Source organism: Limnohabitans sp. T6-5, from assembly GCF_003063315.1.
In the GTDB taxonomy this organism is placed as follows: Bacteria; Pseudomonadota; Gammaproteobacteria; order Burkholderiales; family Burkholderiaceae_C; genus Limnohabitans_A.
Genome location: NZ_NERV01000002.1, coordinates 698,277 through 724,226 on the forward strand (window position 1 = coordinate 698,277; position 25,950 = coordinate 724,226).

The 25,950-nt window shown below is 59.1% G+C and carries 27 protein-coding genes; 10 read left to right on the forward strand and 17 right to left on the reverse strand.

Annotation, left to right across the window (positions count from 1 at the left end; genetic code table 11):
* Positions 1-74 precede the first annotated feature (74 nt).
* From earP to B9Z51_RS08990, 4 genes are all read left to right on the forward strand, one after another.
* Complete coding sequence (gene earP / locus B9Z51_RS08975) at positions 75-1,214, forward strand: elongation factor P maturation arginine rhamnosyltransferase EarP (RefSeq protein ID WP_108373802.1); 1,140 nt, start codon at positions 75-77, stop codon at positions 1,212-1,214.
* Positions 1,215-1,455: 241 nt separating this feature from the next.
* Entirely contained in the window at positions 1,456-1,899 is a 444-nt protein-coding gene (locus B9Z51_RS08980) for a hypothetical protein (RefSeq protein ID WP_146187736.1), read from the forward strand.
* Between the two features lie 84 nt (positions 1,900-1,983).
* Positions 1,984-2,565 carry an O-methyltransferase gene (locus tag B9Z51_RS08985; protein ID WP_199227491.1) on the forward strand — a complete coding sequence of 194 codons (582 nt, stop codon included), beginning with the start codon at positions 1,984-1,986 and terminating at the stop codon, positions 2,563-2,565.
* Positions 2,562-3,179, forward strand: a complete 618-nt coding sequence (locus tag B9Z51_RS08990) for a YgjV family protein (protein WP_108373806.1) — start codon at positions 2,562-2,564, stop codon at positions 3,177-3,179. Before B9Z51_RS08985 ends, B9Z51_RS08990 begins: the two co-directional genes overlap by 4 nt.
* 145 nt (positions 3,180-3,324) lie before the next feature.
* Here B9Z51_RS08990 and parC read toward each other — a convergent pair whose 3' ends face one another.
* The 11 genes from parC to B9Z51_RS09035 all read right to left on the reverse strand — a co-directional run bounded on the left by parC (position 3,325) and on the right by B9Z51_RS09035 (position 14,149).
* Positions 3,325-5,646, reverse strand: coding sequence for a DNA topoisomerase IV subunit A (gene parC, locus B9Z51_RS08995; RefSeq protein WP_369959055.1), 2,322 nt, complete (start codon positions 5,644-5,646; stop codon positions 3,325-3,327).
* Positions 5,647-5,693: 47 nt separating this feature from the next.
* Positions 5,694-6,725 (reverse strand): virulence protein RhuM/Fic/DOC family protein, encoded by a 1,032-nt coding sequence (rhuM, locus tag B9Z51_RS09000; RefSeq protein ID WP_108374895.1) that lies wholly within the window; start codon positions 6,723-6,725, stop codon positions 5,694-5,696.
* Between the two features lie 14 nt (positions 6,726-6,739).
* Entirely contained in the window at positions 6,740-7,099 is a 360-nt protein-coding gene (locus B9Z51_RS09005; protein ID WP_233254888.1) for a type II toxin-antitoxin system PemK/MazF family toxin, read from the reverse strand.
* Positions 7,096-7,344, reverse strand: a complete 249-nt coding sequence (locus B9Z51_RS09010; RefSeq protein WP_199227492.1) for an AbrB/MazE/SpoVT family DNA-binding domain-containing protein — start codon at positions 7,342-7,344, stop codon at positions 7,096-7,098. Before B9Z51_RS09010 ends, B9Z51_RS09005 begins: the two co-directional genes overlap by 4 nt.
* Before the next feature lie 121 nt (positions 7,345-7,465).
* Positions 7,466-7,744, reverse strand: a complete 279-nt coding sequence (locus B9Z51_RS18540; protein WP_199227493.1) for a hypothetical protein — start codon at positions 7,742-7,744, stop codon at positions 7,466-7,468.
* Complete coding sequence (locus B9Z51_RS18410) at positions 7,741-7,899, reverse strand: hypothetical protein (protein ID WP_158272856.1); 159 nt, start codon at positions 7,897-7,899, stop codon at positions 7,741-7,743. Before B9Z51_RS18410 ends, B9Z51_RS18540 begins: the two co-directional genes overlap by 4 nt.
* A 116-nt stretch (positions 7,900-8,015) precedes the next feature.
* Positions 8,016-10,418, reverse strand: a complete 2,403-nt coding sequence (locus B9Z51_RS09020) for a tetratricopeptide repeat protein (RefSeq protein WP_108373814.1) — start codon at positions 10,416-10,418, stop codon at positions 8,016-8,018.
* 66 nt (positions 10,419-10,484) lie between these two features.
* A complete protein-coding gene (locus B9Z51_RS18415) occupies positions 10,485-10,649 on the reverse strand; it encodes a hypothetical protein (RefSeq protein WP_158272857.1) in 165 nt (54 codons plus the stop codon).
* The gene (locus tag B9Z51_RS09025; protein ID WP_108373816.1) at positions 10,646-11,245 is read right to left on the reverse strand and encodes a YqiA/YcfP family alpha/beta fold hydrolase; all 600 of its coding nucleotides are present in this window, start codon (positions 11,243-11,245) and stop codon (positions 10,646-10,648) included. The genes B9Z51_RS18415 and B9Z51_RS09025 overlap by 4 nt, the downstream gene beginning before the upstream one ends.
* 18 nt (positions 11,246-11,263) lie before the next feature.
* Positions 11,264-12,613, reverse strand: a complete 1,350-nt coding sequence (locus B9Z51_RS18545) for a 26S protease regulatory subunit (protein ID WP_199227494.1) — start codon at positions 12,611-12,613, stop codon at positions 11,264-11,266.
* 33 nt (positions 12,614-12,646) lie between these two features.
* Positions 12,647-14,149, reverse strand: coding sequence for a tetratricopeptide repeat protein (locus B9Z51_RS09035; protein ID WP_108373818.1), 1,503 nt, complete (start codon positions 14,147-14,149; stop codon positions 12,647-12,649).
* 64 nt (positions 14,150-14,213) lie between these two features.
* Here B9Z51_RS09035 and B9Z51_RS09040 point away from each other — a divergent pair, with 64 nt between their 5' ends.
* The gene (locus B9Z51_RS09040; RefSeq protein ID WP_108373820.1) at positions 14,214-14,717 is read left to right on the forward strand and encodes a hypothetical protein; all 504 of its coding nucleotides are present in this window, start codon (positions 14,214-14,216) and stop codon (positions 14,715-14,717) included.
* Here the strand turns inward: B9Z51_RS09040 and B9Z51_RS09045 are convergent.
* Together B9Z51_RS09045 and B9Z51_RS09050 are read right to left on the reverse strand one after the other, a co-directional pair.
* Positions 14,676-15,083 (reverse strand): hypothetical protein, encoded by a 408-nt coding sequence (locus tag B9Z51_RS09045; protein ID WP_108373822.1) that lies wholly within the window; start codon positions 15,081-15,083, stop codon positions 14,676-14,678. The two genes, B9Z51_RS09040 and B9Z51_RS09045, sit on opposite strands and share 42 nt — an antisense overlap.
* 96 nt (positions 15,084-15,179) lie before the next feature.
* Positions 15,180-17,162 (reverse strand): DNA topoisomerase IV subunit B, encoded by a 1,983-nt coding sequence (locus B9Z51_RS09050; protein ID WP_108373824.1) that lies wholly within the window; start codon positions 17,160-17,162, stop codon positions 15,180-15,182.
* A gap of 278 nt (positions 17,163-17,440) precedes the next feature.
* Here B9Z51_RS09050 and B9Z51_RS09055 point away from each other — a divergent pair, with 278 nt between their 5' ends.
* The 4 genes from B9Z51_RS09055 to bamC all read left to right on the forward strand — a co-directional run bounded on the left by B9Z51_RS09055 (position 17,441) and on the right by bamC (position 21,518).
* A complete protein-coding gene (locus B9Z51_RS09055) occupies positions 17,441-18,652 on the forward strand; it encodes an MFS transporter (RefSeq protein ID WP_108373826.1) in 1,212 nt (403 codons plus the stop codon).
* 177 nt (positions 18,653-18,829) lie between these two features.
* The gene (locus B9Z51_RS09060) at positions 18,830-19,375 is read left to right on the forward strand and encodes a bifunctional 2-polyprenyl-6-hydroxyphenol methylase/3-demethylubiquinol 3-O-methyltransferase UbiG (RefSeq protein WP_108373828.1); all 546 of its coding nucleotides are present in this window, start codon (positions 18,830-18,832) and stop codon (positions 19,373-19,375) included.
* Between the two features lie 108 nt (positions 19,376-19,483).
* Positions 19,484-20,380 (forward strand): 4-hydroxy-tetrahydrodipicolinate synthase, encoded by an 897-nt coding sequence (dapA, locus tag B9Z51_RS09065; protein ID WP_108373830.1) that lies wholly within the window; start codon positions 19,484-19,486, stop codon positions 20,378-20,380.
* A gap of 13 nt (positions 20,381-20,393) precedes the next feature.
* Positions 20,394-21,518, forward strand: a complete 1,125-nt coding sequence (gene bamC, locus B9Z51_RS09070) for an outer membrane protein assembly factor BamC (RefSeq protein WP_108373832.1) — start codon at positions 20,394-20,396, stop codon at positions 21,516-21,518.
* A gap of 98 nt (positions 21,519-21,616) precedes the next feature.
* Here bamC and B9Z51_RS09075 read toward each other — a convergent pair whose 3' ends face one another.
* Together B9Z51_RS09075 and B9Z51_RS09080 are read right to left on the reverse strand one after the other, a co-directional pair.
* Complete coding sequence (locus tag B9Z51_RS09075) at positions 21,617-21,796, reverse strand: hypothetical protein (RefSeq protein ID WP_108373834.1); 180 nt, start codon at positions 21,794-21,796, stop codon at positions 21,617-21,619.
* A gap of 190 nt (positions 21,797-21,986) precedes the next feature.
* On the reverse strand, positions 21,987-23,108 hold the full coding sequence (locus B9Z51_RS09080) for a cupin domain-containing protein (protein ID WP_108374899.1): 1,122 nt from the start codon (positions 23,106-23,108) through the stop codon (positions 21,987-21,989).
* Positions 23,109-23,194: 86 nt separating this feature from the next.
* On the opposite strand from B9Z51_RS09080, the gene B9Z51_RS09085 reads away from it, so the two are divergent.
* Positions 23,195-23,728 carry a peptidylprolyl isomerase gene (locus tag B9Z51_RS09085; protein ID WP_108373836.1) on the forward strand — a complete coding sequence of 178 codons (534 nt, stop codon included), beginning with the start codon at positions 23,195-23,197 and terminating at the stop codon, positions 23,726-23,728.
* 191 nt (positions 23,729-23,919) lie between these two features.
* Here the strand turns inward: B9Z51_RS09085 and dut are convergent, their stop codons facing one another.
* Positions 23,920-24,369 (reverse strand): dUTP diphosphatase, encoded by a 450-nt coding sequence (gene dut, locus B9Z51_RS09090; protein WP_108373838.1) that lies wholly within the window; start codon positions 24,367-24,369, stop codon positions 23,920-23,922.
* A gap of 117 nt (positions 24,370-24,486) precedes the next feature.
* Complete coding sequence (gene coaBC / locus B9Z51_RS09095) at positions 24,487-25,728, reverse strand: bifunctional phosphopantothenoylcysteine decarboxylase/phosphopantothenate--cysteine ligase CoaBC (RefSeq protein WP_108373840.1); 1,242 nt, start codon at positions 25,726-25,728, stop codon at positions 24,487-24,489.
* Positions 25,729-25,950: the final 222 nt, after the last annotated feature.

Genomic DNA, 25,950 nt, shown 5'->3' on the forward strand with positions numbered 1-25,950 from the left:
AGCGCCATGTGCCCAATGCATGCCCACATGCATGCCCAAATGCATGCGCCCCAGCCAAGCGACAATCCCCCACCATGAACACGCACCGCCTCTGGGACATCTTCTGCACCGTCATCGACAACCACGGTGACCTGGGCGTGTGCTGGCGCCTGACGCGGCAGTTGGCCGATGCGGGGCAATCGGTGCGCCTGTGGGTGGACGACGCTTCAGCCCTGAGCTGGATGGCCCCGGGCGTACAGCAAGGTGCTTTTGCCAATATCCAGGTGCTGCCCTGGGCCGATGCCAGCCATACCCCGTTATTGGCCAGCTTGCCCCCCGCCGATGTCTGGATCGAAGCCTTTGGCTGCCCCCTGCCCGAAGCCTTTGTCGCCCATTTTGTAGAACGTACCGCGACCACGCACGCACAGCCACCCGCCTGGGTCAACCTCGAATACCTGAGCGCCGAAGACTGGGTGCCCCGCATGCACCGCCTGCCCTCGCCCGTGATGAGCGGCCCCGCCAAGGGCTGGACCAAACACTTTTTCTATCCCGGCTTCACCCCCGACACGGGCGGCCTGCTGCGCGAAGCTGGCTTGCTACAGCGCCAAGAGCGCTTTGTCAAAGATGGCCACCGCACCGCCTGGCGTCAGCAACACGCGCCTGCTCTGGCGCAAGATCTGGTGCCTGATGCCCTGCTGATCAGCCTGTTTTGTTACGAACCCGCAGGCTTGCGCCCACTGCTGGCGCAACTGACAGGCACACCTCACCACCTGCTCGTCACCCCCGGGCGTCCACTGGCGGCGGTGCAACAAGCGCTGCCCCGGCTGTCCGCACAACCGCGCTGGAGCGCCCTGCCCTACACCGACCAAAACGGCTTTGACGACATGCTCTGGGCCTGCGACCTGAATTTCGTGCGCGGCGAAGACTCCCTGGTGCGCGCCCTGTGGGCAGGCAAACCCTTCATCTGGCACATCTACCCGCAGAGCGACAACGCCCACCACGCCAAGCTCGAAGCCTTTCTGGACTGGCTGCAGGCGCCTGAAAGCCTGCGACAGTTTCATTGGGTATGGAATGGGATTGGGGGTGGGGAGCTGCCTGCATTGAATGCGCCAACATGGACGGAATGGCAAGCATGTGCAGTCGCTGCAAGGCAACGACTGCTGGAACAAGACGACTTGCTGAGCCAATTGATCACCCACACTGCACACACCTGCACAGCACCTTTGGATTGCTGATCCCGGATCAAACCATCAGCCCCCCACAGCTCTCATCAGCGCGGAGATATCGACACACGGGTTTGCGCCGCGTTCCTCTGCCGAACTGTCCCCAAAGCCCGTGCCCAAACTTGTGGACAAGTGCAGGGATAAGCCGCGAAAGGCACGCCAGGCATGGGCTGACGAGGGATGCTTAAAAAGCGGGCAAGCTGAGCGGCATACGCCGCCTCACCCACCGTTGACGCAAATGGCGGTGATACATTTGAATACTTTAAAAGTACAAATCACCATAAACACCGTCACCAACCCTCGCAACATCCTGACTACCGCATGGGCGGGCATGCTGGCCGTTTTGCTGGCCATGCTGCTGATCGATCCGCTCCAGCACGCCATGGCCGGGCAATACGAAGCACTTACCCACACCCTGCAACACGACCCCGGCACCTTAGGCCTGCGCGTGCTGATCGGCATGCTGTGCGCGAATACGCTCATGCAAGTGGGCATCCAAATGTTTGGCGGCCCTGCTTGGCGCAGCTTTGTGCTGGTCATCACCGCGCTTTACGGCTTGTTCTTTCTGATCCACCAAGTGGTGCATGTGGCGGGCGGCGAAGCGCTGGGCCTGCACACCGTGCTGGATGTGACGCACCACCTGCTGGCGGTGGCGGGCGTGATGGCAGCGCACCAATGGCGCAAAGCTTTAGATTGACGGCACATTCATACACCTTGGCCCTTCCCGTGGAGTAGGCCCCTCAACGATTCAATCCGATACCCGCTTCATCAAGGAATAACATTGACCACCCCATACACCGCCCCAGCCGTGATTTCATCCCTTTGGGCAGACACCCAAGCCGCAGGCTTCACGATGCCGTCTGACCCGCTGACCTGCACGCTGCTGCGCACGCTGGCAGCCAGCAAGCCGGGGGGCCAGTTTCTGGAGCTGGGCTCGGGCACGGGTTTGTCCACCGCTTGGCTGCTTGACGGAATGGACGCCCGCGCCACGCTGACCACCGTGGACAACGATGCCAGCCTGTTGGAAATACTCAACCGGCAGTTGGGACACGATTCGCGCCTGAAGGTGGTTTGTGCCGATGGCGATGAATTCCTGCAGCATGCACAAGGCCAGCAATATGATTACGTCTTTGCCGACACCTGGTCTGGCAAGTACCGCCTGCTGGACGAAGCCCTGGCTCTGGTGAAGCCCGGCGGTTTGTATGTCATCGATGACATGCTGCCGCAGCCCAACTGGCCAGAGGGTCATGCCGACAAGGTCGAAACCCTGCTGCGCACCCTGCATGCATTGCCAGGTTGGCATGTGACCAAGATGGATTGGGCCAGTGGGGTGGTGGTGGCCGTAAAAATCCCATCAAGATGAGCACCACAATCTCTAGCGCATTTGGCTATGCGGGTGTCGTCGCCAACTTGATCTGGCCCACCTTGACCCGCCGTTCACACCTGCTGATGGGTCAAGTCATCGCCTGCGGGCTCATGCTGACGCACTTCGCATTGCTCAACGCACATTCCGGTGCGTGGATCATGGGCACTGCGGGTTTGCAAGCACTTCTGGCCATTCCGTTGGGACAAAGTCCTCGATTCAAAATTCTGTATTTACTGAGCTTGCCCTTGACACCCCTCATCTGTGCCTTGACCTGGCAAGGCCCTCAATCCATTTTTTCATCATTGGCATTGGCTTTAGTGTGCGTGGCCAACTTTCAGTTGTCACCACTTCGACAAAGGCTATGGCTCATCACAGCCATCTTCGCTTTGATCACGCACAACCTGCTCATCGCATCAACAGCAGCATTAGTCTCCAACACATTCGCTCTTGGCATCAGCACTTGGATGCTGAGCAAGATTTGGAGGTCACAGCCAGAAAAAATCAAAGTCTCGGCTGCTGTCAGACAGGCCAAACACGCCAGCCAAGACAAACTCAACGCCGCATTGGACGCTGTTCCTGCACGGGCTCCCAATGCTCATGACGTGATCTGAACGACGAATCACACACCTGAGCTGTCCCCACAGACCGTGCCCAAAGGTGTGGACAAGTGCAGGGATAAGCCCCAAAAACAACGCCCCGCTTGGGCTGGCGGGGCGTGCTTAAAAAATGTGCAGCAAGGGGCTCTACTTCAAACCCTCACTCCACCCGCGTCACCCGATTGGGTTTGAAGCCCAGATCGGCCACTTTGCCTTTTTTGGCGCGGGCGGTTTTGGCATTGTTCAGGCTGCGGATTTCAAGCGTTTCTTCGCGCTCTTTGCCGCCCCGGCCGATGCCTTCGATCTTCACGCTGCGGGTGTAAGCCGCAGCACCGGCCAAGGTGTCTTTAGCTTCAAGGTCAATGAGCATCAGGCCCCGGCCGCCTTTCTCCATGGTCTTGAGTTCGCTGATCTCAAAGGTCAGCACGCGACCGCCGGTGCTGGCGCAGCAGACGCTGGTGGCTGCGAGCATAGGCTGCTTGTCGGCGGGCACGGTGGCGCTGGAGCCGCTCACATGGCTGGGGGCGCAGACGGTTTCGCCGTCGCCCAGGCTGATGAAAGCCTTGCCCGCTTTGTTGCGCGAGATCATGTTCTCGACCGAGGCCATGAAACCGTAGCCGCCCGAGCCGCTGAGCAGCAGCGTGGCGTTGGCCGGGCCAGCAAAGTAATGGGCAATTTGCGTGGTGGCTTCCAGCTCGATCAACGTGGTCACCGGTTGGCCGTCACCGCGTGCGCCGGGCAAGGTGGCCACCGGCACGCTGTAAATTCTTCCGTTGCTGCCAAAGATCAGCAGCGTGTCCACCGTGCGGCATTCAAAGGTGCCATACAGGCCGTCGCCGGCCTTGAAAGCGAAGCTGGTGGCATCGTGGCCATGGCCGGTGCGGGCACGCACCCAGCCTTTTTCCGACACGACCACCGTCACGGGTTCGTCTACCACCTTGACTTCGGCGATGGCTTTTTTCTCTTCCTGGATCAGCGTGCGGCGCGGGTCGGCAAAGGTCTTGGCATCGGCCTCGATCTCTTTGACCATCAGGCGGCGCAGTGCGGCGGGGCTGCCCAGAATCTCTTCGAGTTTGCCCTGCTCACCTCGCAGTTCGCTCAGTTCTTGCTCGATTTTGATGGCTTCAAGACGGGCCAGTTGGCGCAGGCGAATCTCAAGAATGTCTTCAGCCTGACGGTCGCTGAGCTTGAAGGCTTCGATCAGCGCGGGCTTGGGCTCATCGCTGTGGCGAATGATGCGGATCACCTCGTCGATGTTGAGCAAGACCAGCTGACGGCCTTCCAGAATGTGGATGCGGTCCAGCACTTTGTTCAGGCGGTGCTGGCTGCGGCGGGTGATGGTGGTCTGGCGGAAGCTGATCCACTCCACCAGCATCTGGCGCAGCGATTTTTGAATCGGCTTGCCGTCGATGCCCACGGACGTCATGTTGATTGGGGCCGAAGTTTCCAGGCTGGTGTGCGCCAGCAAGGCGGTGATGAGTTCTTGCTGTTCGATGCGGCTGGTTTTAGGCTCGAACACCAGGCGGACAGCGGCGTCTTTGCTCGATTCGTCGCGCACCACGTCGAGCACGGCCAGCATGCTGGCTTTGAGCTGCATCTGGTCGGTGCTGAGCGCTTTTTTACCGGCTTTGACTTTGGGGTTGGTGAGCTCTTCGATCTCTTCGAGCACGCGCTGCGAGCTGACGCCTTGCGGCAACTCGGTCACCACCAGTTGCCATTGGCCCCGGGCAAGTTCTTCGATCTTCCAGCGGGCACGCACCTTGAGGCTGCCGCGCCCGGTGCGGTAAGCATCGGCGATGTCGCTGGCCGGACTGATGATCTGGCCGCCGCCGGGGTAGTCGGGGCCGGGGATGATGGCCAGCAGTTCGCTGTCGCTCAGCTTGTCGTTTTTGATCAAGGCCACGCAGGCGTCGGCCACTTCGCGCAGGTTGTGGCTGGGGATTTCGGTGGCCAGGCCCACGGCGATGCCGCTGGCGCCGTTGAGCAAGCTGAAGGGCAAGCGTGCGGGCAGCTGGCGCGGCTCTTCGGTGGAGCCGTCGTAGTTGGGGATGAAGTCCACCGTGCCCATGTCGATCTCGTCGAGCAGCAAGCTGGTGATGCGCGACAAGCGCGCCTCGGTGTAGCGCATGGCGGCAGCGCCGTCGCCGTCACGCGAGCCAAAGTTGCCTTGACCGTCGATCAGCGGGTAGCGCTGCGAAAAGTCTTGCGCCATGCGCACCAGCGCGTCGTACGCCGCCGTGTCACCGTGCGGGTGGTAGCGGCCGAGCACATCGCCCACCACGCGGGCGCTTTTGACCGGCTTGGCGGCGGTGTTGTTGTTCGGGCCGCTGTACGACAAACCCATGCGGTCCATCGAATACAAAATGCGCCGCTGCACCGGCTTTTGGCCGTCGCACACATCGGGCAAGGCGCGGCCTTTGACAACGGACAGCGCGTATTCCAGGTAGGCACGCTGGGCGTAGGCGCCCAGGTGGTCGCCCATGTTGGGGTTTTCAGGGGCAGAGACAGGATCAGGGGTCAGCAGGTCAGTCATTGGGGTTCGGGTTCAGGTTTTGCAAAAGTGGAAAAAGTGGAGGTAGGGCCTGAGGCCAACATGTTCATCACCAAGCGTATCAGCGTGTCTTTGTGCGCCGGGTCAGACTCGGCCACCAGCAGCGCTAGCGCTGCCAGGCCAATGTCGTTGATCACCGGCACGCCCACCGCGTCAAATAAACGGCCATTGCGGTGCAAAAAGTCAACGAACAGAAAAGCCCCGCTGCGCTTGTTTCCGTCGGCAAACGGATGATTCTTGATGACGAAATACAAAAGGTGCGCGGCTTTGGATTCGACACTCGGGTAAGCAGGTTCGCCAAACACAGATTGGTCGAGGTTGCCCAGCAACGCCGCCAACCCATCTCCACGCTCTTTGGCAAACAAGTCGGTCGCCTCGCCTTTTTGCAGCAAATCGCGCTTGAGCTGCGCCAGCGACTGCCGAGCCTCTTGCACGATGGGCAGCCGCCCGCCGCTTTGCTGCGGCGGCTCGGTCAGCAGGCCTTCGTCGTAGCGTTGCAGCAGCAAAAAGGTGTGGGCGTAGCGCGAAACAATGTCCACCAAACCCCGGCCCGTGTCGGCCAGCAACTCGGGCGATAGCGCGGCTTTTTTGACCAGAAGCAAGGCGGCCTCAAGTTCGCGGGCGTTGGCCTCAAAACGCTGGCGGTTCAGGGTATAGCCCTGCGTGAGGTGCTGCCGCAGGATTTGGGTGGCCCATTGGCGAAAGCCCACAGCACGCTTGGAATTGACCCGATACCCGACAGAAATGATCGCATCCAGGTTGTAGTGCTTGATGCTGCGCTTGACCTGCCGTTTGCCTTCGGTTTGAACTGCTAAGAAATCCTTAGCAGTTGCCGCCTCGGCCAATTCACCTTCTTTGAAGATGTTCTTCAAGTGCATCAACACGTTTTCTGGGCTAGTGTCGAAAACCTCAGCCATCTGGCGCTGTGACAGCCAAACGGTCTCATGGGTTTTGTCCAGCCGCACTTCGACGGTGCCGCTCTCAGATTGGTAAATGGTGATGTCACTCATGGCGGTGCTCGCTTTCACTCAATGGCCAATGCAGGCTTAACCGGGGCAGGTTCAAACATGTCTTGCAGGGTCTTCAGGGTGCGCGTCAAAGTGCTCGCTTGCACCGCACCCACCCGCTGAATCAGCCGCTGTTTGTCCAGTGTGCGAATTTGGTCCAGCAAGATCAGGCCTTGTTTGCCTTGAAATGTGAGCGGTATTCTGAAAACCGCTGAGCGCGAACCCGTGGTCATGGGGGCCACGCTCACGGTGCGCAGGTGTTGGTGCATTTCGTTGGGCGAAATCACCACACAAGGCCATGTTTTTTGAATCTCGCTGCCCACGGTCGGGTCGAGCGCGGCCAGCCAAATGTCCCCGGTTTGCAATAGGGGGCTCACCACTGCAAAGCCTCATCGCCCTCATTGGCCAAGGCGGGCCAAACCAAAGCATCGTCCGCTTGCGCGGTAATGCGTTGCGCATCTTCGGCCCAACCGGCTCGGGGATGGGTTTTGATGGGGCGAATTTCTATCACGCCCTTATTCAAGACCAGCTCAGCCACATCGGTCAAACCGGTTTCGAGAAGAATGGGTTTGGGAATCAAAATGCCGTGCGAATTGCCCATTTTGCGAATAGAAACTTGCATTAAGACTCCTCAAAAAAGTTAGCACAATGTTAGCACGAACTGCGTTTATTCAAAGCCAAGTAGCGCCCTGAAAGGGCTTGGTGAGGAACGCCCCACCACCGCAACCAATGACCGCATGGACTCAAAGGCGGTCGAAGTCTTGCGGCTTTTGTGCTGGCACGGCCTCCAGCGCCGCCTGAAACTTGCTGGCGCTACCCCGTTCAGCGCGTTCGCGCAGATAGCTCTCGGTGGCCAGGGCAGACACCTTTTCAGCCACCGCACTGGCGATGAACCGCCCCGTGGCCTGCACGGCACGCACCAGCACCAGCCAGCCGCCTTTGACCAACGCATAGACAAGCGCCACGCCCACAAAAAGGACGAGCAAACTGCCCAAACCTTGAAGCACTTCGAGGAAGGTCATGGATGCCGCAGCATCGGCCCATGCAGTGCGGTGATCTCCGCATTCACCCGCGCCGCCACGCGCGTGCAGGCGGAAACGATCAGGCTGCGGATGTCTTGCAGCAAGGGCGGCTGGGTGGTGGTGGATGCGTCAGAGCGCGTGGGGCTGCGGGTCATGGGCGGGCCACTTTATTAAGGGCTTTTGCAATAGCTTGTTTGGTTGCCATGAAAGAAAAAGGCAAGACTTGACTCCGTTACAAAATCTGGACGGCAGTCCAGTGCGCCCCGACTATTCACTTCCACATGTTTTTCAAAAGGCTTGCCTTTAACCGCACATTTGCTTGTGTGCCAGCCTTGTAAACACGCAAGAAATCAGGCGACTTTCCAACGCCCTCCATGCATACCACCAATGCAGCCATAGCCGCCTGCACGCTGCTCTCTTCGCCATTCATTCGAACTTCATATGGAATGAACTTTTCAAACAATGGGATGGCTTTGGTAAACATTTTCATTTGGGCATAAGTCAACGCTAAATTTGCCACAGCAATCATCGTGTCCGGGTGGTCTGCCCCCAGCTTGCTGGTACGGGCAGCCAGCACTTTTTCTTTCAAGGCCAGCGCTTTGTCGTTTTGGCCTAGGGCGCTGTAGGTACTGGCCAAGTTGCCCATGCTGGTGAGCGTGTCCGGGTGGTCAGCCCCCAGCTTGCTGGTACGGGCAGCCAGCACTTTTTCTTTCAAGGCCAGCGCTTTGTCGTTTTGGCCTAGGGCGCTGTAGGTACTGGCCAAGTTGCCCATGCTGGTGAGCGTGTCCGGGTGGTCTGCCCCCAGCTTGCTGGTGCGGGCAGCCAGCACTTTTTCTTCCAAGGCCAGCGCTTTGTCGTTTTGGCCCAGGGCGCTGTAGGTACTGGCCAAGTTGCCCATGCTGGTGAGCGTGTCCGGATGGTCAGCCCCCAGCTTGGTGGTGCGGGCAGCCAGCACTTTTTCTTCCAAGGCTAGCGCTTTGTCGTTTTGGCCCAGTGCGCTGTAGGTGAGGGCCAAGTTGCCCATGCTGGTGAGCGTGTCCGGATGCTCGGCCCCCAGCTTGCTGGTGCGGGCGGCGACAACTCTTTCGCCCAGCTCAGATGCTTTGGCCATTTGCCCTGCGGCGTAGTATTTAACAACCAGTCCATTTGCGCTCGAAAGCGTGTCCGGGTGGTCTGCCCCCAGCTTGGTGGTGCGGGCGGCCAGCACTTTTTCTTCCAAGGCCAGCGCTTTGTCGTTTTGACCCAGGGCGCTGTAGGTGACTGCCAAGTTGTTCATGCTGGTGAGCGTGTCCGGGTGGTCAGCCCCCAGCTTGCTGGTACGGGCGGCCAGCACTTTTTCTTTCAAGGCCAGCGCTTTGTCGTTTTGGCCCAGGGCGCTGTAGGTGAGGGCCAAGTTGCCCATGCTGGTGAGCGTGTCCGGGTGGTCAGCCCCCAGCTTGCTGGTGCGGGCGGCCAGCACTTTTTCTTGCAAGGCCAGCGCTTTGTCGTTTTGGCCCAGGGCGCTGTAAGTAACGGCCAAGTTGCTCATGCTGGTGAGCGTGTCCGGGTGGTCAGCCCCCAGCTTGCTGGTGCGGGCAGCGACAACTCTTTCGCCCAGCTCAGATGCTTTGGCCATTTGCCCTGCGGCGTAATATTTAACAACCAGTCCATTTGCGCTCGAAAGCGTATCCGGGTGGTCTGCCCCCAGCTTGGCGGTCTCTTCGGCAAGCATGCGTTCGCGCACTTGCAGGGCCAGGGCGTTTTGCTCGTCTGCTTGCAAGTTGATGGCCAAATCTTCTAGCAGCCTCAGGCGCGAAGCCAGAGGCAGGTGCGGCCCAGCGCTCTGAATGGCTTGGTCAACCCATGCGATGGCTTGTGCATGTGGGTGTTTTTCGACCACCAAATCCACTATTTCTTCGCTTGCCAGCGTGCCCCATGTCCGCCAAAAGCCGTTGGCAAAGCTGCCTTCACCCATCAAGGCGATGGCTTGCTGGTGCGCCCCCACCAAGAGGGCAAGTGCAGGGTTGATTTGCCTTTTTTTTGCGAGCTCTCGGGCCTGTTCTCGCACGCTTCGCAGTGCTTGCATTTTGGGCCAGGTTTGCTCAAACCACTGCTTGGCCGCCCGTGCATCGGCCACTGCCCAGTTGTTTTGGATAAAGAGATTGAAGTCGCCTATCGGCCCTTGCAATTGTTCTTCTTTGTCGATGGCCTGCAGTGTTTTTTGATACCAAGACTGGGCTTGCGTTTTGTCGCCCACCAGCAAAAAAGTGTGCCCCAGATTAACCAGTGCAGAGTAATCACTACCGGGCAAATCTACCGCTTTTTGGCAATCGGGGCGGGCTTGCATGGCCCGATTGCGCTCTAACAAATACCAGCAGATGTAGTGGTGGTCGCCGCTTCGGGTCAAAGGGCGTTTGACCAACTCCAAACTGGCAGCATAGGCTTGGTCTGATTTGTTTTGGTTGCGCAGCACATTAACCAAATTGCGCCAATCGGAGGCTGTGCTTTGGGGCAGCGAAGCGATTTTTTGTGCAACGGCTTCTGCAGAAGGCCAGTCTTTGGCATTCCAAGGCGCGTCAAGTTGCTTGCGCAAGTCTTCTATTGACTGCGCCCACGCGCTGCCTGTTGCGAAGGCCGCTGCCAGCAGCGTGGCGTGGCCGATGTGGTTGAGAGATAAACGCCATTGGGTTTTCATGATTTGCGCCTTCTGATTGGTAATTTTTTGTTGCCTGATTCATTCAAAAATGATTAATTTGAACGTTTATTTGCGGCAATAACTTTGTGGAAAAAACTTGCTGGGTCGGGCAGATTCGTTGAGCACCTGCCCCACATCCACCACAGATAAAAACCATTTCTCTTCCACCTCGTCCCAGTGCGAGCGCACTTGCACGGACTCAAACAGTTTGAGTTGCGGCTGGTTCGTCATGGCGCGCTCCTGTTGGCAAAGGGTGGCACTGGGCCCGTGCCGGCAAAGACCCGAGTCAAAAACTGAGCAAACAGGTGCTCAATGGTTGGCATTGCGGCGTTAAGGCGGTGGTCACCCTCCAGCAGGTGCAGCTGACAGCCGTGTTGCTGAGCAAACCGGATGCTGTGCGCAACGGGCACCACCGCGTCGCCCCAGCCATGCACGATGTGCACCCGCTGCGTGCCCGGCTGGGGCTGCTGCACCGCATAGCCGGGAATGAAAAAGGCAGGGGCCAGCAAAAACAAGGCGCTGGTTGGCAGGTTTTGGCTGGCCACTGTGGACACATAGCCCCCCATGCTGGAGCCCACCAAAACCAGTTGATCGTGAACAGGCAGCGCGGTGGCGCAAAGCTGTGCCACCCGTCGGTCTGACTCACCGGGGGCGTCTTGGTCATGCACCACGCCTGCTGGATGCTCGCGGTAGTTGACGGACAAGGTGGCAGCGCCCAAGCGCTCGGCGACCTGCATCAGGGCGCGAATTTTGGTGCCCAGCGGGCCAGATTCTTTGCCGTGAGAGAAAACGACAAGAAGCCGATGCGGTTGTGGTGTGTGTGGCATGTCAAATCTTTGCCAAGTTCACAAAAACCCAAACCGTTTTTTGCTCGTCACCGCCGCGCTGCTTTCCAGATAGCTGGCGATGTCGGCATAGTCGCCGCCTTCATTGGCGTATTCCACATAGTTTTTGGCCATGGCCAGCCATTCAGTGGTGCTGGCCTTCATGCGGCGGCGGCTCATCTGCAAGTCGGCAAGGCACACGGGGCGCTCACTCTCGCCTTGCAACACGCCCTGCAGCAGGGCAGACACGGCGTCTTCCACCAGGGCTTTGAGGTCGGCCCCAGAAAAGTCGGGCGTGTCTGCGGCCAGGGCTTCAATGGCGGTGTCGTTCACATCGGTAGCCAGCGGGCGCTGGGCCAGCCACAGCTGCAAGATGGCGGCGCGGGCGGCTGCATCGGGCGGGGGCACAAACAGGCGCTGGTCAAAGCGGCCGGGGCGTTTGAAAGCGGGGTCAATGTCCCAAGGCACGTTGGTGGCACCCAGCACCAGCAATTGTTCGTTGTCGGCGCCCAAACCGTCGAGTTCGGCCAAAAAAGTGTTGACGGTGGTGGCCATGGCGCTGTGGCGCAACTGGTCACGGCGTTTGCACAGCGCGTCCAGTTCGTCAATGAAAACGATGGCGGGCCGGTGGGCGCGGGCGGTTTCAAACAGGCGGTGGATGTTGCGCTCGCTGTTGCCCACGTACATGTTGAGGATGTCGTGAATGCCCACATGGAAAAACGCCGCCCCACACTCGCCTGCAATCGCCCGCGCAAAGTAGGTTTTGCCGCAGCCCGGCGGGCCATAAAGCAGCATGCCGCCTCCGGCTTTTTGGCGGTATTTGCGAAACAGTTCGGGCCGCGCAAAGGGCTCGACGATGCGCATGCGTGCCGAGGTTTTGAGCGCGTCCATGCCGCCGACATCGGCCAGGCGCACGCTGCTGTGCTCGGCGGTCCAGGGCGCAAACTGGCTGAGGGCTTGCAAGTCGTCTTGCTGGGGGAGCGGTTCGGGCAAGAACGCTGGGGCTTGGGAAGTTGCACTGGTTCTGGCGCGGGTTTCGTGCGACTCGTGCGACTCGTGCGCCTCATGGCTTGCTTTGGGGTCGGGGTTTTGAGCTGGATTTTGGGCAGCATCGCAGCTTTGGCCCTGATTGCCCGGGTGGCCTGTATGACCGCCCAGGGCCTGCCGTGCTTGTTGCACACAGGCTCGCAATTCAGCCGGGGCGTCGGCGCTGCGGGCCAGTGGGGCGAGCCATTCAAGAATGCTGGCCCACCGCCCTGCCCGCTGCCAGCGCGGGGCCAGCAATTGGGCCAGGGCCAAATTGCCCGGGCTGGCTTCAAAGGCTTGCTCCAGCAAGGCCAGTTCGGGGTCGTGATCTTGGGGTTGGCTCATGGTCAGAGGATGCTTTTTAAAATGAACAGGGTTTCACGCCTGCCGCAGGTTGTTGGCTTGCAGCATGGCGTACAGGGCCAGGCCCAAGGCCCAGAGCCACTGCAAACCACCAGCACCATGGCCAACATCAAGCTGAAGGCCGCTGGCCCAGATGAACGTGCCCAAAGCGGGCACCATGCCCAGCAGCCAAATCGTCAAATAGCCGTTGGGCCGCTGCCCCTTGGGCAAGCGCCAAAGCGCCAGCAGCCACACGCCCAGAGGTACGGCAAAAATCCACCAGAAGGTGACCATGGCCAGCACTATCCACGGGCCACTGACAGCCAGCGCCAACAAGCCCACCAGCGCATTGAAGTGCGTGGCGGGGCGGCTGCAGACATCGCCCAACCAAACTCGCGCACGGCCTTCGCGGTGCGCTTGGAACCCCTCTCGGCCAAAGACCCAAGCCAAGCGCAAAGGCTCGGTGCCCGCCACCCGCAACAGGCCCAAACCGGCCACGCCGATGAAGGCCACGACCAAAGAACCGACCAGATAGGCCAGCGTTGCCCAATCCCACAGCGCAATGGGGCCGCTTTGCAGCATGCGCATGGGCACACTGGTGGGTGCCTCAGCATTCCAGCACAGGGCCTGGGCATACAGAAAAAGCCACAGCAAGGCGGTGCGCTGCACCCGCCCCAGCCACGAAAACGCCAGCACCGCGTTGAACACCAACACCGCTTGCGGCCACCAGACGGGGATGCCTTCTGACGCCACCAGCTGCACCCAAGCCCAGCTTTGGCACGAGAGCGTCAGCACACAACCCAGCACAGCCAAGGCCACATCGAGCCACCAGCGCCAGCCAAGGTCGCGCCACTGTTTTTGCCATTCGGTTTGTGTGGGGCTGACCCGCAAGGCCTGGCCCAGCAGTTGGCGGGACCGCCCCCAACGGGTCAGGCTTTGGGTGGGACTTTGCATCAGGGCGAGCAAGGCCAATGCGTGCGCATGGCCCGGCGCGAGCCGCAGGGCTTCGTGCACATGCTTTAAGGCGACTTGGCGCTGTTGCAGGTTGTGGGCCATGCGGGCGCGCTCGGCATGGTAATTGGCCTCGTCGGGCTCAAGGCCGATGGCCACATCCAGCGCATGGGCGGCGTTGGCCCAGTTTTGGCCAGCGGCCAGCACTTGGGCCAAACAGGTGTGCAAATGCGCGGCATCGGGTCGCAGGGCCAAACCTGCCCGCGCTTCGCGTTCGGCCTGCGCCAGCAAACCCAAAGCCAGCGCTTGGTGCGCTGCAAAAAAGGGCCAGCGCTCATCGCCCGGCCAGATTTGACGCGCACGCTGCAAGGCGCTTTGCGCCGCGGGCGTGGCCAGCGTGTCTTGCATGTAATGCGCCTGCAACACCAATGCAAAGGCCACGGGCTCGTCGCCACGCGCTAACCAAGCCGCGCCATGGGCCAAAACATCGGACCAACGCCCCAAATTAGCCAGCACTTGAAATTGGGCCACGGTCATCACGCTGGTGACTGGGTTGGGCGCTGGCGACAAGTTACTGGCTGAAGTCATAGGTAAAAAAGAAAACTATCAGCCAGAATAACACGTACAAAATAATCAAAAATTGACTGTCAATATGTTCAAACAACTCCGCAAGCTATTCACGGGTCATGCCAGCAGCACACCGGGCATGCCGATGCCGTCTACCCCCAAGTTGTCGCCAACTGAGGTGACCACCTTCAGCCATACAGGCCACGGCTCGGCCTTTCAAAGCTCCAACTTAGACGCATCTTCGGCGGAGCGTTTTGAAAATGGTCTTTTGAACTGGTTGAGGACCGACATGGGATTGACGCCTGTTTCATGTTCGGGAACCAACACCCGCTACTGGGCATTTGCGTACGGCGGGCACGAGGTCCATCTGGCCGTCATCGGGCCGCAGCACAACACGAGCGCCCCAGCGCCAAACCTTGACTGGATTTTGCGGATCGAAGAACCTGAGCCACTGGCGTTTGTGGCCGTGATAGAGCAGCATTTCGTTGCAAGCGAACGACTCAAGCGCAAGATGCCGGGCAGCGGAAAAACCCGTGTGCAGTTCAAATCAACCGAGTGGCTGTCGCACCGCATCGAGCACAGGGCGTGACGATAAAAGGCAGGTGCTGCCCAGCGGCCATGCGGGAGCCCCATGCCAGCGGCGCACACGCCACCAAGCTTCCAGTGCATATTGCAGCGCAGCCCAGACAGAAAACGCCGACAGAGCCACGCTGCCCACCAACATCAGCCAAGCCCTCAAAGGCGCTTGATCTGCGGTGTATTCGTGACCTTTGTAGAAAAACGAATGCCCCTCCCAAATGCCTAGCCCGACATGGCCCACCCAGTAGGCCCACGCCAACACAAGCACACTGCACCCCACCGATGCCAATAAGTTCAACGCCGTGGGTGTGGTCACACGGTCTTTGCTGGCCAGGTCCAGCGCGTTGTTTTGAATTTTTTTGAGCAGTGTCTTCATGGATTCAGCGCCCTATCACTTCACAGAACCGCCTGCCTTGTGCATCTTGATAAGTAGCGGCGTGACAAAACTGGCACAACAGAACCAGTGCGCCCATCACACATCGATTTCGATGCTGTCGCCGTGCAGTTCCATCAACTCACGCCGGGCGGCGGCTTCGCCTTTGCCCATGAGTTGGGTCATCAGGCTTTCGGTGCCGGCGTTGTCCAGCGGGCCCAGCTCGATGGGCAAGAGGCGGCGGGTGTCGGGGTTGAGCGTGGTGTCCCACAGCTGCTCGGCGCTCATCTCGCCCAAGCCCTTGAAGCGGCTGATGCTCCAGCCGCCTTCTTTCACGCCGTCTTTGCGCAGTTTGTCGATGATGGCCGTCAGTTCGCCGTCGTCCAGCGCATAGGCTTTAGATGCAGGCTTTTTCCCGCGTGCAGGCGCATCGACACGAAACAGCGGCGGCCTCGCCACATACAAATGCCCGGCTTCGATCAACTTGGGGAAATGGCGGAAGAACAAGGTCAGCAGCAACACCTGAATGTGCGATCCGTCCACGTCCGCGTCGCTCAAGATGCACACCTTGCCGTAGCGCAGGTTGCTCATGTCAGGCGAGTCATTCGGTCCGTGTGGGTCGACACCAATGGCCACCGAAATGTCGTGGATTTCGTTGTTGGCAAACAAGCGGTCGCGGTCCACTTCCCAGGTGTTGAGCACCTTGCCGCGCAGGGGCAAGATGGCTTGGCACTCTTTGTTGCGGCCCATTTTGGCGCTGCCGCCGGCCGAGTCACCCTCTACCAAAAACACCTCGTTGTGCAGGATGTCTTTGCTCTCGCAATCGGTCAACTTGCCGGGCAGCACGGCCACGCCGGAGCTCTTGCGCTTTTCCACCTTTTGACCGGCCTTTTGGCGGGTTTGCGCGGCCTTGATGGCCAGCTCGGCCAGCTTTTTGCCGTAGTCCACATGCTCGTTGAGCCACAGCTCCAGCGCCGGGCGCACAAAGCTGGACACCAGACGCACCGCATCGCGTGAGTTCAGGCGTTCCTTGATCTGGCCCTGAAACTGCGGGTCGAGCACCTTGGCGCTCAACACATAGCTGGCGCGGGCGAACACGTCTTCGGGCATGAGCTTGACGCCTTTGGGCAGCAAGCCATGCAGTTCAATGAAGCTTTTAACGGCGGTGAACAGGCCGTCGCGCAAGCCGCTGTCGTGTGTGCCGCCTGCGCTGGTGGGGATCAGGTTGACGTAGCTCTCGCGCACCGGCGCACCGTCTTCGGTGAAGGCCACGGCCCACGAAGCGCCCTCGCCTTCGGCAAAGCTGTCGTTGTTACCGTCGGCAAAGCCTTCGCCTTCAAACAAGGGGATGACCGGGTCGCCATTCAGGGTTTGCGTCAGGTAGTCGCGCAGACCGGCTTTGTATTGCCACTGCTGGGTTTCTTTGGTTTTCTCATTCACCAAAGTCACCGTCACGCCGGGCATCAGCACCGCCTTGCTGCGCAGCAGGTGCGTCAGCTCGTTCATGGGCAGGTTGCTGGATTCAAAATATTTGGCGTCGGGCCAGGCACGCACCGTGGTGCCTTGCTTGCGGTCGCCGTCAGCTGAGGCGCGGGCCACCAGCGGCTCGGTCACGTCGCCGCCGGAGAACACCAAGGTGGCCACTTTGCCTTCACGGTAGCTGGTGGCTTCGAGGCGCTTGGAAAGCGCATTGGTCACCGAAACGCCCACGCCGTGCAAACCGCCCGAGAAGCTGTAGGCCCCGCCCTTGCCCTTGTCGAACTTGCCGCCCGCGTGCAGGCGGGTGAACACCAGCTCGATCACCGGGGCGTTTTCTTCGGGGTGCATGCCAAATGGAATGCCCCGGCCATCGTCTTCGATGCTCACCGAGCCGTCGGCATGCAGAACCACTTTGATCTTTTTGCCGTAACCCGCCAGCGCTTCGTCGGCGGCGTTGTCAAGCACTTCCTGGATGATGTGCAGGGGGTTGTCGGTGCGGGTGTACATGCCCGGGCGTTGCTTGACGGGCTCCAGGCCCTTGAGGACGCGGATCGAGCCTTCGGAGTACTCGTTCGAGGTTTTGACAGTTGATTGGGTAGCCATGGTGGCGGATTGTAGTGGGATTTTGCGCGGAATACTGGATACAAAAACAGTGCCAATGAACTGGCAGAGCTGGGAAAAAAATGCCTCATGTCGGACTCTTCGAGTGCCGAACTGTAAAAACCCTGCATCCAGGCAGGGGCTTCTGGTAGGTCGGCACTCGAAGAGTCCGACATCTTTTGCAGCTGGACAGCTGTTTCATAACTTGGGACGCCCAGGTCCTGCGAGCTGTCTTCTTTCAAGTGGTCACGAGCGCGTCTGAGATTGGTTAAAGTCCAAGGATGCAACACAAACCCCTTTCCTTATTCCAGGTGCTGGCTTGCGGCGCCGCCATCGTCACGCTTTCCATGGGCATCCGTCACGGCTTTGGCCTGTGGCTGCAGCCGATCACACAGGCTCAGGGCTGGGGACGGCAGGAATTTGCCATGGCCATGGCCATTCAAAACTTGTCCTGGGGCTTCATGGGCATTTTTGCGGGCATGCTGGCCGATCGGTTTGGCGCCTTTCGGGTGATCACTGCAGGTGCATTGCTTTATGCCTTGGGTCTGGTGGGCATGGCTTCAGCCAACACGCCTTGGCTTTTTGCCTTGTTCTCCGGGGTGGTCATTGGAACTGCGCAGGCCGGAACGACTTACGCCGTGATTTATGGGGTGATCGGGCGCAATGTGCCTGCCGAGCGCCGCTCTTGGGCCATGGGCATCGCCGCAGCGGCGGGCAGTTTTGGGCAATTTTTGATGGTGCCCGTCGAAGGTCTGTTGATCAGCCACGCAGGCTGGCAAAACGCTTTGATGATTTTGGCCGCTGCCACGGCGCTCATCATCCCTCTGGCGTGGGGTCTGCGTGAGCCCGCTTTGCATGCACCCGGCCAAGCCAAACGTGAACAAACCATTGGCCAAGCACTGAAGGAAGCTTTCAAATACCCCAGTTTTCAGCTGCTGATGGCCGGTTACTTTGTGTGCGGCTTTCAAGTGGTGTTCATTGGCGTGCACATGCCCAGTTATCTCAAAGACCACGGTCTGCCCCCTCAGGTGGCCAGTTACGCCTTGGCCTTGATCGGCTTGTTCAACGTGTTTGGCACTTATGCGGCGGGAACGCTGGGTCAAAAAATGGCCAAAAAGAAGATCCTGGCTGCGATCTATTTCATGCGCTCGGTGGCCATTGTGCTGTTCTTGCTGGCGCCACTCACACCTGCAAGTGTGTACCTGTTTTCTGCAGTGATGGGCTTGCTGTGGTTGTCCACGGTGCCCCCCACCAATGCCGCTGTGGCCCAAATTTTTGGCGTCTCTCATTTGTCCATGCTCAGTGGATTCATCTTTTTCAGCCACCAGATCGGCTCATTCATGGGCGTGTGGCTGGGCGGCTATCTGTACGACAAGACGGGCAGTTACGACATCGTCTGGTATCTGGCCATCGTCTTGGGCGTGTTTGCCGCACTGGTGAATTTGCCCGTGCGCGAAAGCCCCATTGCCCGACTGAAACCTCAGGCGACTTGATGAGCGCCATGCCAGGACATTTCACTCGCTTTAATTGGCGCCACAGGCTCTGGCGACATGCCTTGGCCTGGAGCCTGTTGGCAATGGTGTCAGCGGGCGTGGTGTTTCTTTACCAACGCCCAGAAATGTTGATCCAGTTGTCGGATCAGCTTTGGGCCTGTTTTTGAGTGGTTCTCCATGCACGGTACCGAAAATCCTTCTGCCTGGGTCCAGAGGTGGACTCACCTCATCCACCCCGGCAGCCGGGTGCTGGATGTGGCCTGCGGCGCTGGCCGACACATGCGCTGGCTCGCTGAGCAAGGGCACCACGTCACGGGCGTGGATCGCAACCCGGAAGCCTTGGCGCTGGTTGGTGACTGCGGCGACACTGTTTTGGCAGACATTGAAAATGGCCCCTGGCCTTTTGCAGGTCAGACTTTTGATGCAGTCATCGTGACCCATTACCTGTGGCGCCCGTTATGGCCTGACATCATCCGCAGCGTGGCCGAAGGGGGCGTGCTGATTTACGAAACTTTTGCCGCAGGCAACGAGAGCGTGGGCAAACCCTCCCGGCCCGATTTTTTGCTGCAAACGGGCGAGTTGCTGCACGTCACCGCCGGTTTGCGCACCGTGGCTTATGAAGATGGTTTTGAAACACCCCCGGATCGCTTTGTGCAGCGCATCGTGTCTGTTCGCCAGACCGCTGAAGTCTTGCCCAAGCGCTTTGATTTGCGTCCTGTCTGATTTTGGCGCGTGAGAACTTGTCACTTCCGGTGACAAGCTCGTGTGTTGCCCTCAAAAAAATCAGGCTGCAATCGTTAGAATGTCTTTTTTCGTTCAGAAAACCCTGACATGACCTCCGAATTTCGCCCCATCAAAGGCAGTATTCCTGCCCTGATCACTCCCATGCTGGAAGACGGCAAAGTGGATTACCCCACCTTGCGAAAACTCATCGACTGGCATGTTGCCGAAGGCACCGACTGCATTGGTGTGGTCGGCACCACGGGCGAGTCGCCCACCGTCACCGTGGATGAGCATTGCGAAATCATTCGCGTCTCGGTCGAACAAGCTGCAGGCCGCGTGCCGATCATGGCCGGCTGCGGTGCCAACTCCACGGCAGAAGCCATCGAATTGGCCAAGTTCGCCAAAAAGGTCGGCGCCGACTGCCAGTTGCAGGTGGTGCCCTACTACAACAAACCCACACAAGAAGGCCAGTACCAGCACTTTCGCGCCATTGCCGAAGCCACTCCGGATCTGCCCGTGATTTTGTACAACGTCCCCGGTCGCTCCGTGGCCGATTTGCAGCACGACACCGTGTTGCGTCTGGCCCAGGTGCCTGGAATTGTCGGCATCAAGGAAGCCACAGGCAACATCGAACGCGCCCAGTGGCTGATCCGCGATCTGCCCAAAGAATTTGCGGTGTATTCGGGAGATGACCCGACAGCCGTGGCCTTGATGCTGTGCGGCGGCGCGGGCAACGTGAGCGTGACCGCCAACGTGGCCCCACGCCTGATGCACGAGTTGTGCATGGCCGCCATCCGTGGCGACATCCAAGAAGCCATGCGCATTCAGTTCCAGTTGATGCCGATGCACAAAAACCTGTTCGTCGAGGCCAACCCTATCCCCGTGAAATGGGCCATGAACCGCATGGGGCTGTGCGGCCCTACTTTGCGTTTGCCCATGACCGAATTGTCTGAATCTCAACACCCCGTGGTCGAAGCCGCGCTCAAGGCCAGCGGCCTGATTTGATTTCCACCCAAGGATGCCTGTGAAATTTTCAACCCATCGCACTGCCTCGCAATTGCCTACGCCACGCACTTTGACGGTGTTGGGCCTGGCGATTTTGCTCAGTGCCTGCTCTGTTCTCGAAGAAGACAAGATCAATTACAAAAGCGCTGCCAAAGCCCCGACCCTGGAGATTCCGCCCGACCTGACACAACTGCGCAAGGAATCACGCTATGCGCTGGAAAGCACATCGGCCACAGCGTCGGGCTTCCAAAGTGCTGCAGGCAAAGTGACCGATTCAGGCACAGCAGCGAATACCCTGGGCGATGTGCGCATGGAACGCCAGGGCAACCAGCGTTGGCTGGTGGTTTCACGCTCTGCTGACAAACTCTGGGAGCCTTTGCGCGAATTCTGGACCAGCAATGGTTTCAGCTTGGTGACCGATTCCCCCGATGTGGGCATCATGGAAACCGAATGGGCTGAAAACCGCGCCAAACTGCCGCAGGACTTCATTCGCAAAACACTGGGCAAAGTGCTGGACTCCTTGTATTCAACCGGTGAGCGCGATAAATTCCGAACCCGCATTGAACGCAATTCGAAAGGTGAGGTCGAGATTTACATCACGCACCGCGGCATGATCGAAAACTATGCGGACGGCCAAAAAACCCAGACCGTCTGGATGCCACGCGCCACAGATCCAGAGCTGGAAATTGAATTTCTGCGGCGTTTGATGGTCAAGTTGGGGGCTTCCCCTGAAAAGGCCAAAGCCGAAACGCTGACCGTTACGACAGTCAAAGGCACCGAAGTCACCAACGTCAATGGTCAACCCGCCATTTCACTGAACGACACCCTGGACCGTGCATGGCGCCGCACGGGCGTGGCTTTGGATCGCAGCGGTTTCACCGTTGAAGACCGCGATCGCAGCAAAGGCATTTATTTTGTTCGCTACGTGGCCCCAGGCTCGGCTGACAAGGAGCCCGGCTTCTTTGCCCGTCTGTTCAGCAGTACCAAGGAAGTATCAGCCCTGTCGCGCTATCGCATTGCCCTGACTGATCAGGGCAACGGCAATTGCCAAATCCGGGTTCTGAACGCCGATGGACAAGCAGAAAGCACCGCCAATGCGACAACAATTCTGAAGCTCATCGCCAATGAATTGCGTTAATGCGGTCAGGCCCTTGAGGCCTGACGTCCCATAAAAAAACCCCGCAATGCGGGGTTTTTTCATGCGTGCCCGACTCGCGCCGGGACAGCTCTGGCCAATTACTTAGCAGCAGAAGCGTCAGCAGCGGGAGCGGCTGCAGAAGCGTCAGCAGCAGGAGCCGAAGCTTCAGCAGCAGGAGCAGCCACGGGTGCAGCAGGAGCAGCGGCTTCTTCTTTTTTACCACAAGCGGCCAAAGCAGCAGCAGCGATCACGACGGCCAGAACGAGGGATTTGTTCATGATAATTTTCCTTAATGGGGGGGTTAAAAACAATTTCCGGAAATTGTCAGACAATCTTCACAGATTGTCTGGACTGAGGCAAAAGCACTCGAGCTCTTTTGTACTCAGCCTCAAATTATAGCGTTTTCCCTAAACAAAAATAGAAAACTGACTCCAAGCCTTCAGTCAGCGGTATTCATAGGGTCATTACTCAAAGGGTTTTCATCCAGGCCGCACACATCCAATCACGCAAAGCTTCTTGTGCAGCCTCGCTCAATGCAGCCACCGCCTTGCCTGAAAGCGTGCGATCGTTGGCCAATTGACGCAAATATCGGGCGTCCCGCCCCCCCACCCTGAAGCTCTCACCATTGATGAACAGATGCCGATCGTCATACATCATCTTGGTACGCCGATCGAGTTGAACGCCTGTCGACAAGTCTGGCTCATCGTCCACAGGGTCAAACCAGACGTTCGACTTCGGCTCAGTCAAATACTCACCCAGCAAGCTGTCCATCAAATGCGCATCCTGCAGGGCCTTGGCAATGGCGTTTCTGGCGAAATCACCCAACTCGGCTGGCACGGCGGCAGGCTCGCTCACAGCAGGCTGCTTTGGGTCACGGTACAGGGCATCGCCAAGCCCTTCAAACGCTTCATCGGCCAAGCCCAGCAACAACTCACGGGCCAACTCCCCTTCTTGTGGAGCGCGAAAGCCAATCGACCAGGTCATGCATTCGCCTTCGGCAATGCCATCGTGCGCATACTTGGGCGGCAGGTACAGCATGTCACCCGGGTTGAGCACAAACTCTTCCTCAGCCTCGAAATTTTGCAAAATTTTCAGCGGCACACCCGGTTGCAGACTCAAGTCTTTTTGGCGTCCAATGCGCCAGCGGCGCTGACCATGGGCCTGAAGCAGGAACACGTCATAACTGTCAAAGTGCGGACCCACCCCACCGCCATCGGTGGCGTAGCTGATCATCAGATCATCCAGCCGAGCATCGGGCACAAAACGAAACTGCTGCATCAGTGCGTGCACGCCGTCGTGGTGCAAGTCCACGCCCTGCACCAAAAATGTCCATTTTTTTTGACTGAAAGGCGGCAAGCTGCGCTTGGTCAATGGGCCGTGCTTCATCTTCCAGCCTTTGTCCGAGTCGATGATCAGGCGGGATTCAACGCCTTCTTCAGCCGCCAAGGCCACCAAGTCGGATCGCCCTACACAGGGCACAAAACCGGGAATGGCGTTGCGCACCAGCAAAGGCTTTTTCTGCCAATGGCGTTTCATGAATTGGCTGGGTGTCAGGCCGCCCAACAGGGCCAAGGGTTGTTCTGTGTTCATGTGTGTATTCCTTTGAGACCACAAGGAAGCAGCCTCTTCAAAGCGCAAGCGGCCAAAACCGGCCGCCAAACTGCGACAATTGTCCTATGGAAATCAAGACACCTTCCGTGGTCGCACTGACCTGGACACTCAAAGACACGCTGGGCGAAATTCTGGACACACTGGAAGAGCCCGTTGAATTTTTCATTGGCGGCAAGGATTTGCTGCCCAAAATCGAAGAAGCCCTGCATGGCCATGAAAAAGGCGCCAAAGTGGAGCTGCACCTGGAGCCTGAAGACGCCTTTGGCGACTTCGATGACCAGCTGCTGTTTCTCGAACCACTCGCCCTGTTCCCGGCCGGCCTGGAAGAAGGCCTGACCATCGAAGGCACCGCCTTGCCCGAAGGCTGTCACCCCGATGCGCCGCGCAACGTGCTCTACACCGTGACCGAAATCTATCCTGAGCATGTGGTGCTGGATGGCAATCACCCGCTGTCGGGCATTGCGCTGCGCTTGAGCTTGAAGGTGGAATCCGTGCGCGTGCCTACAGAGGCCGAAGTCGGCAGCGGCAGCTGCGGCACGGGCTTTTTCAAGATTGAAGTGGGCGATGAAGGCATGCCCGTCGGGCCAAGCTTGCATTGAGATTCTCGCAAGTTACCCTGCCTGCGGTCAGTTGTCGACTTCAGCCTCGAGATAGGCACGACCCTGAACCCACAGCGTCGGAGCTGAAGCTAGTGACCTGCGGGAGAGGTATTTGTAGGTCGGTGGCTTCAGCCCCGACATGGGCCTGCGCCAAAGCCACCAACGCCTGTATTCGGAAAAACACTGTCGGCTTATTTTTTGCCGGTTGAGCCGTAACCGCCCTCGCCCCGTTCGCTGGGCGCATCAAACTCATTCACCACATTGAAAGTGGCTTGCACCACGGGCACGATCACCATCTGCGCGATGCGCTCCATCGGCTCGATGGTGAAAGCCACATCGCTGCGGTTCCAGGCGCTGACCATGAGCTGGCCTTGATAATCGCTGTCAATCAAGCCCACCAAATTGCCCAGCACAATGCCGTGCTTGTGCCCCAGACCCGAGCGCGGCAGCAGCATGGCGGCGTAACCGGGGTCTTTCAGATGCACCGCAATGCCCGTGGGCACCAATTGCCAGGCATTGGGCTGCAAGGTCAGGGGGGCATCCAAACAGGCGCGCAAATCCAGTCCAGCGCTGCCCGTCGTGGCATAGGCGGGCAGTTGCTCGGCCATGCGGGGGTCGATGATTTTGAGGTCGATGTTCATGTGAGGTTGGGCGTTGAGCGTTGGGCGTTGGGCGTTGGGCGTTGGGCGTTGGGCGTTGGGCGTTGGGCGTTGGGCGTTGGGCGTTGAGCGTCAGCAATGGGGTTTCTCGCTCAACACTCAACGCTGAACGCCCAACGAACCCGCATGCTTGGTTAAACGGCTGGCGACGTCGGCAATCAGTTGCACCGCCAGCTCTTGCTTGGGGCCATGCGGCAATTCGCGCGCACCGGCCTCGTCTACCAACAGCAAGGCATTGTCGTCCTGACCAAAGGTGGCGGGGCCGATGTTGCCCACCAAAAGCGGCACACCCTTGCGGATGCGTTTGGCCGTGGCATGCGCCAGCAAATCATGGCTTTCGGCGGCAAAACCCACGCAAAACAATTCACCCGATTGGGCACGAGGCGATTGCGCCACCGTGGCCAGGATGTCCGGGTTTTCAACAAAACTCAGCTGAGGCGTTTGCCCCGAGCCGTCTTTCTTGATTTTTTGATCGGCTGAATTCGCAGGGCGCCAATCGGCCACGGCAGCGGTTGAAATGAACACATCCGCCCCCCCCACCTGCTGCTGCACAGCATCGAGCATCTGAAGCGCAGAACGCACATCGACACGCTGAACACCTCGGGGCGTGGACAAATGCACCGGTCCGGCAATCAATTGCACCTTGGCACCGGCCATGCGGGCAGCGCGGGCAATGGCAAAGCCCATCTTGCCGCTCGACAAATTGGTGATGCCTCGCACCGGGTCAATGGCTTCATAAGTTGGCCCCGCAGTGACCAGCACATGCTGCCCGGCCAAGGTTTTGGGCGCAAAAAACGCCTCCAGGTCTTCCAGAATTTCTTCGGCCTCGAGCATGCGACCATCACCGGTTTCGCCACAGGCCTGATAGCCCTGCCCCACATCGAGCACATGAATGCCATCGGCCTTGAGCTGTGCGACGTTACGCTGGGTGGCGGGATTGGCCCACATTTCGCGGTTCATGGCCGGGGCCACGATCAGCGGCACTTTGTCCAGCGGCCGGGCCAAGCACATCAGACTGAGCAATTCATCGGCACCGCCATGCAACAACTTGGACATGAAGTCGGCACTGGCAGGCGCCACCACGATGGCATCGGCGTCACGACTCAAATTGATGTGGGCCATGTTGTTCGCCTCACGCGGGTCCCACTGCGAGGTGTAAACGGGCCTGCCCGACAGTGCTTGCATGGTCACGGCCGTCATGAATTGCTCGGCCGCCTCGGTCATCACGACCTGCACGGTGACGCCCGCCTTGACCAAGGCGCGGCAGAGTTCAGCCGACTTGAAGGCCGCAATGCCGCCCGACAAGCCCAGAACGATGTGTTTTCCAGCCAATGTGCTCATGGCGGGGAATGTAGCAGAGAGCATGCAACAAACCCGAAGATGGGCGCCGAAGCACACAAGTTCAGAGCTGACGCGGACGACCTACGAGGAGCCACTCAGCACGAAGAAGCTCACTTGGCCCCTCAGGCGCTTGGGCGAGCGCGCAATGAAGACCCCAACTGAGCGCACAAACAGGCCCCGAACAGGGAAAACCCGAAACCCGACTGTCTATAATCACGATTT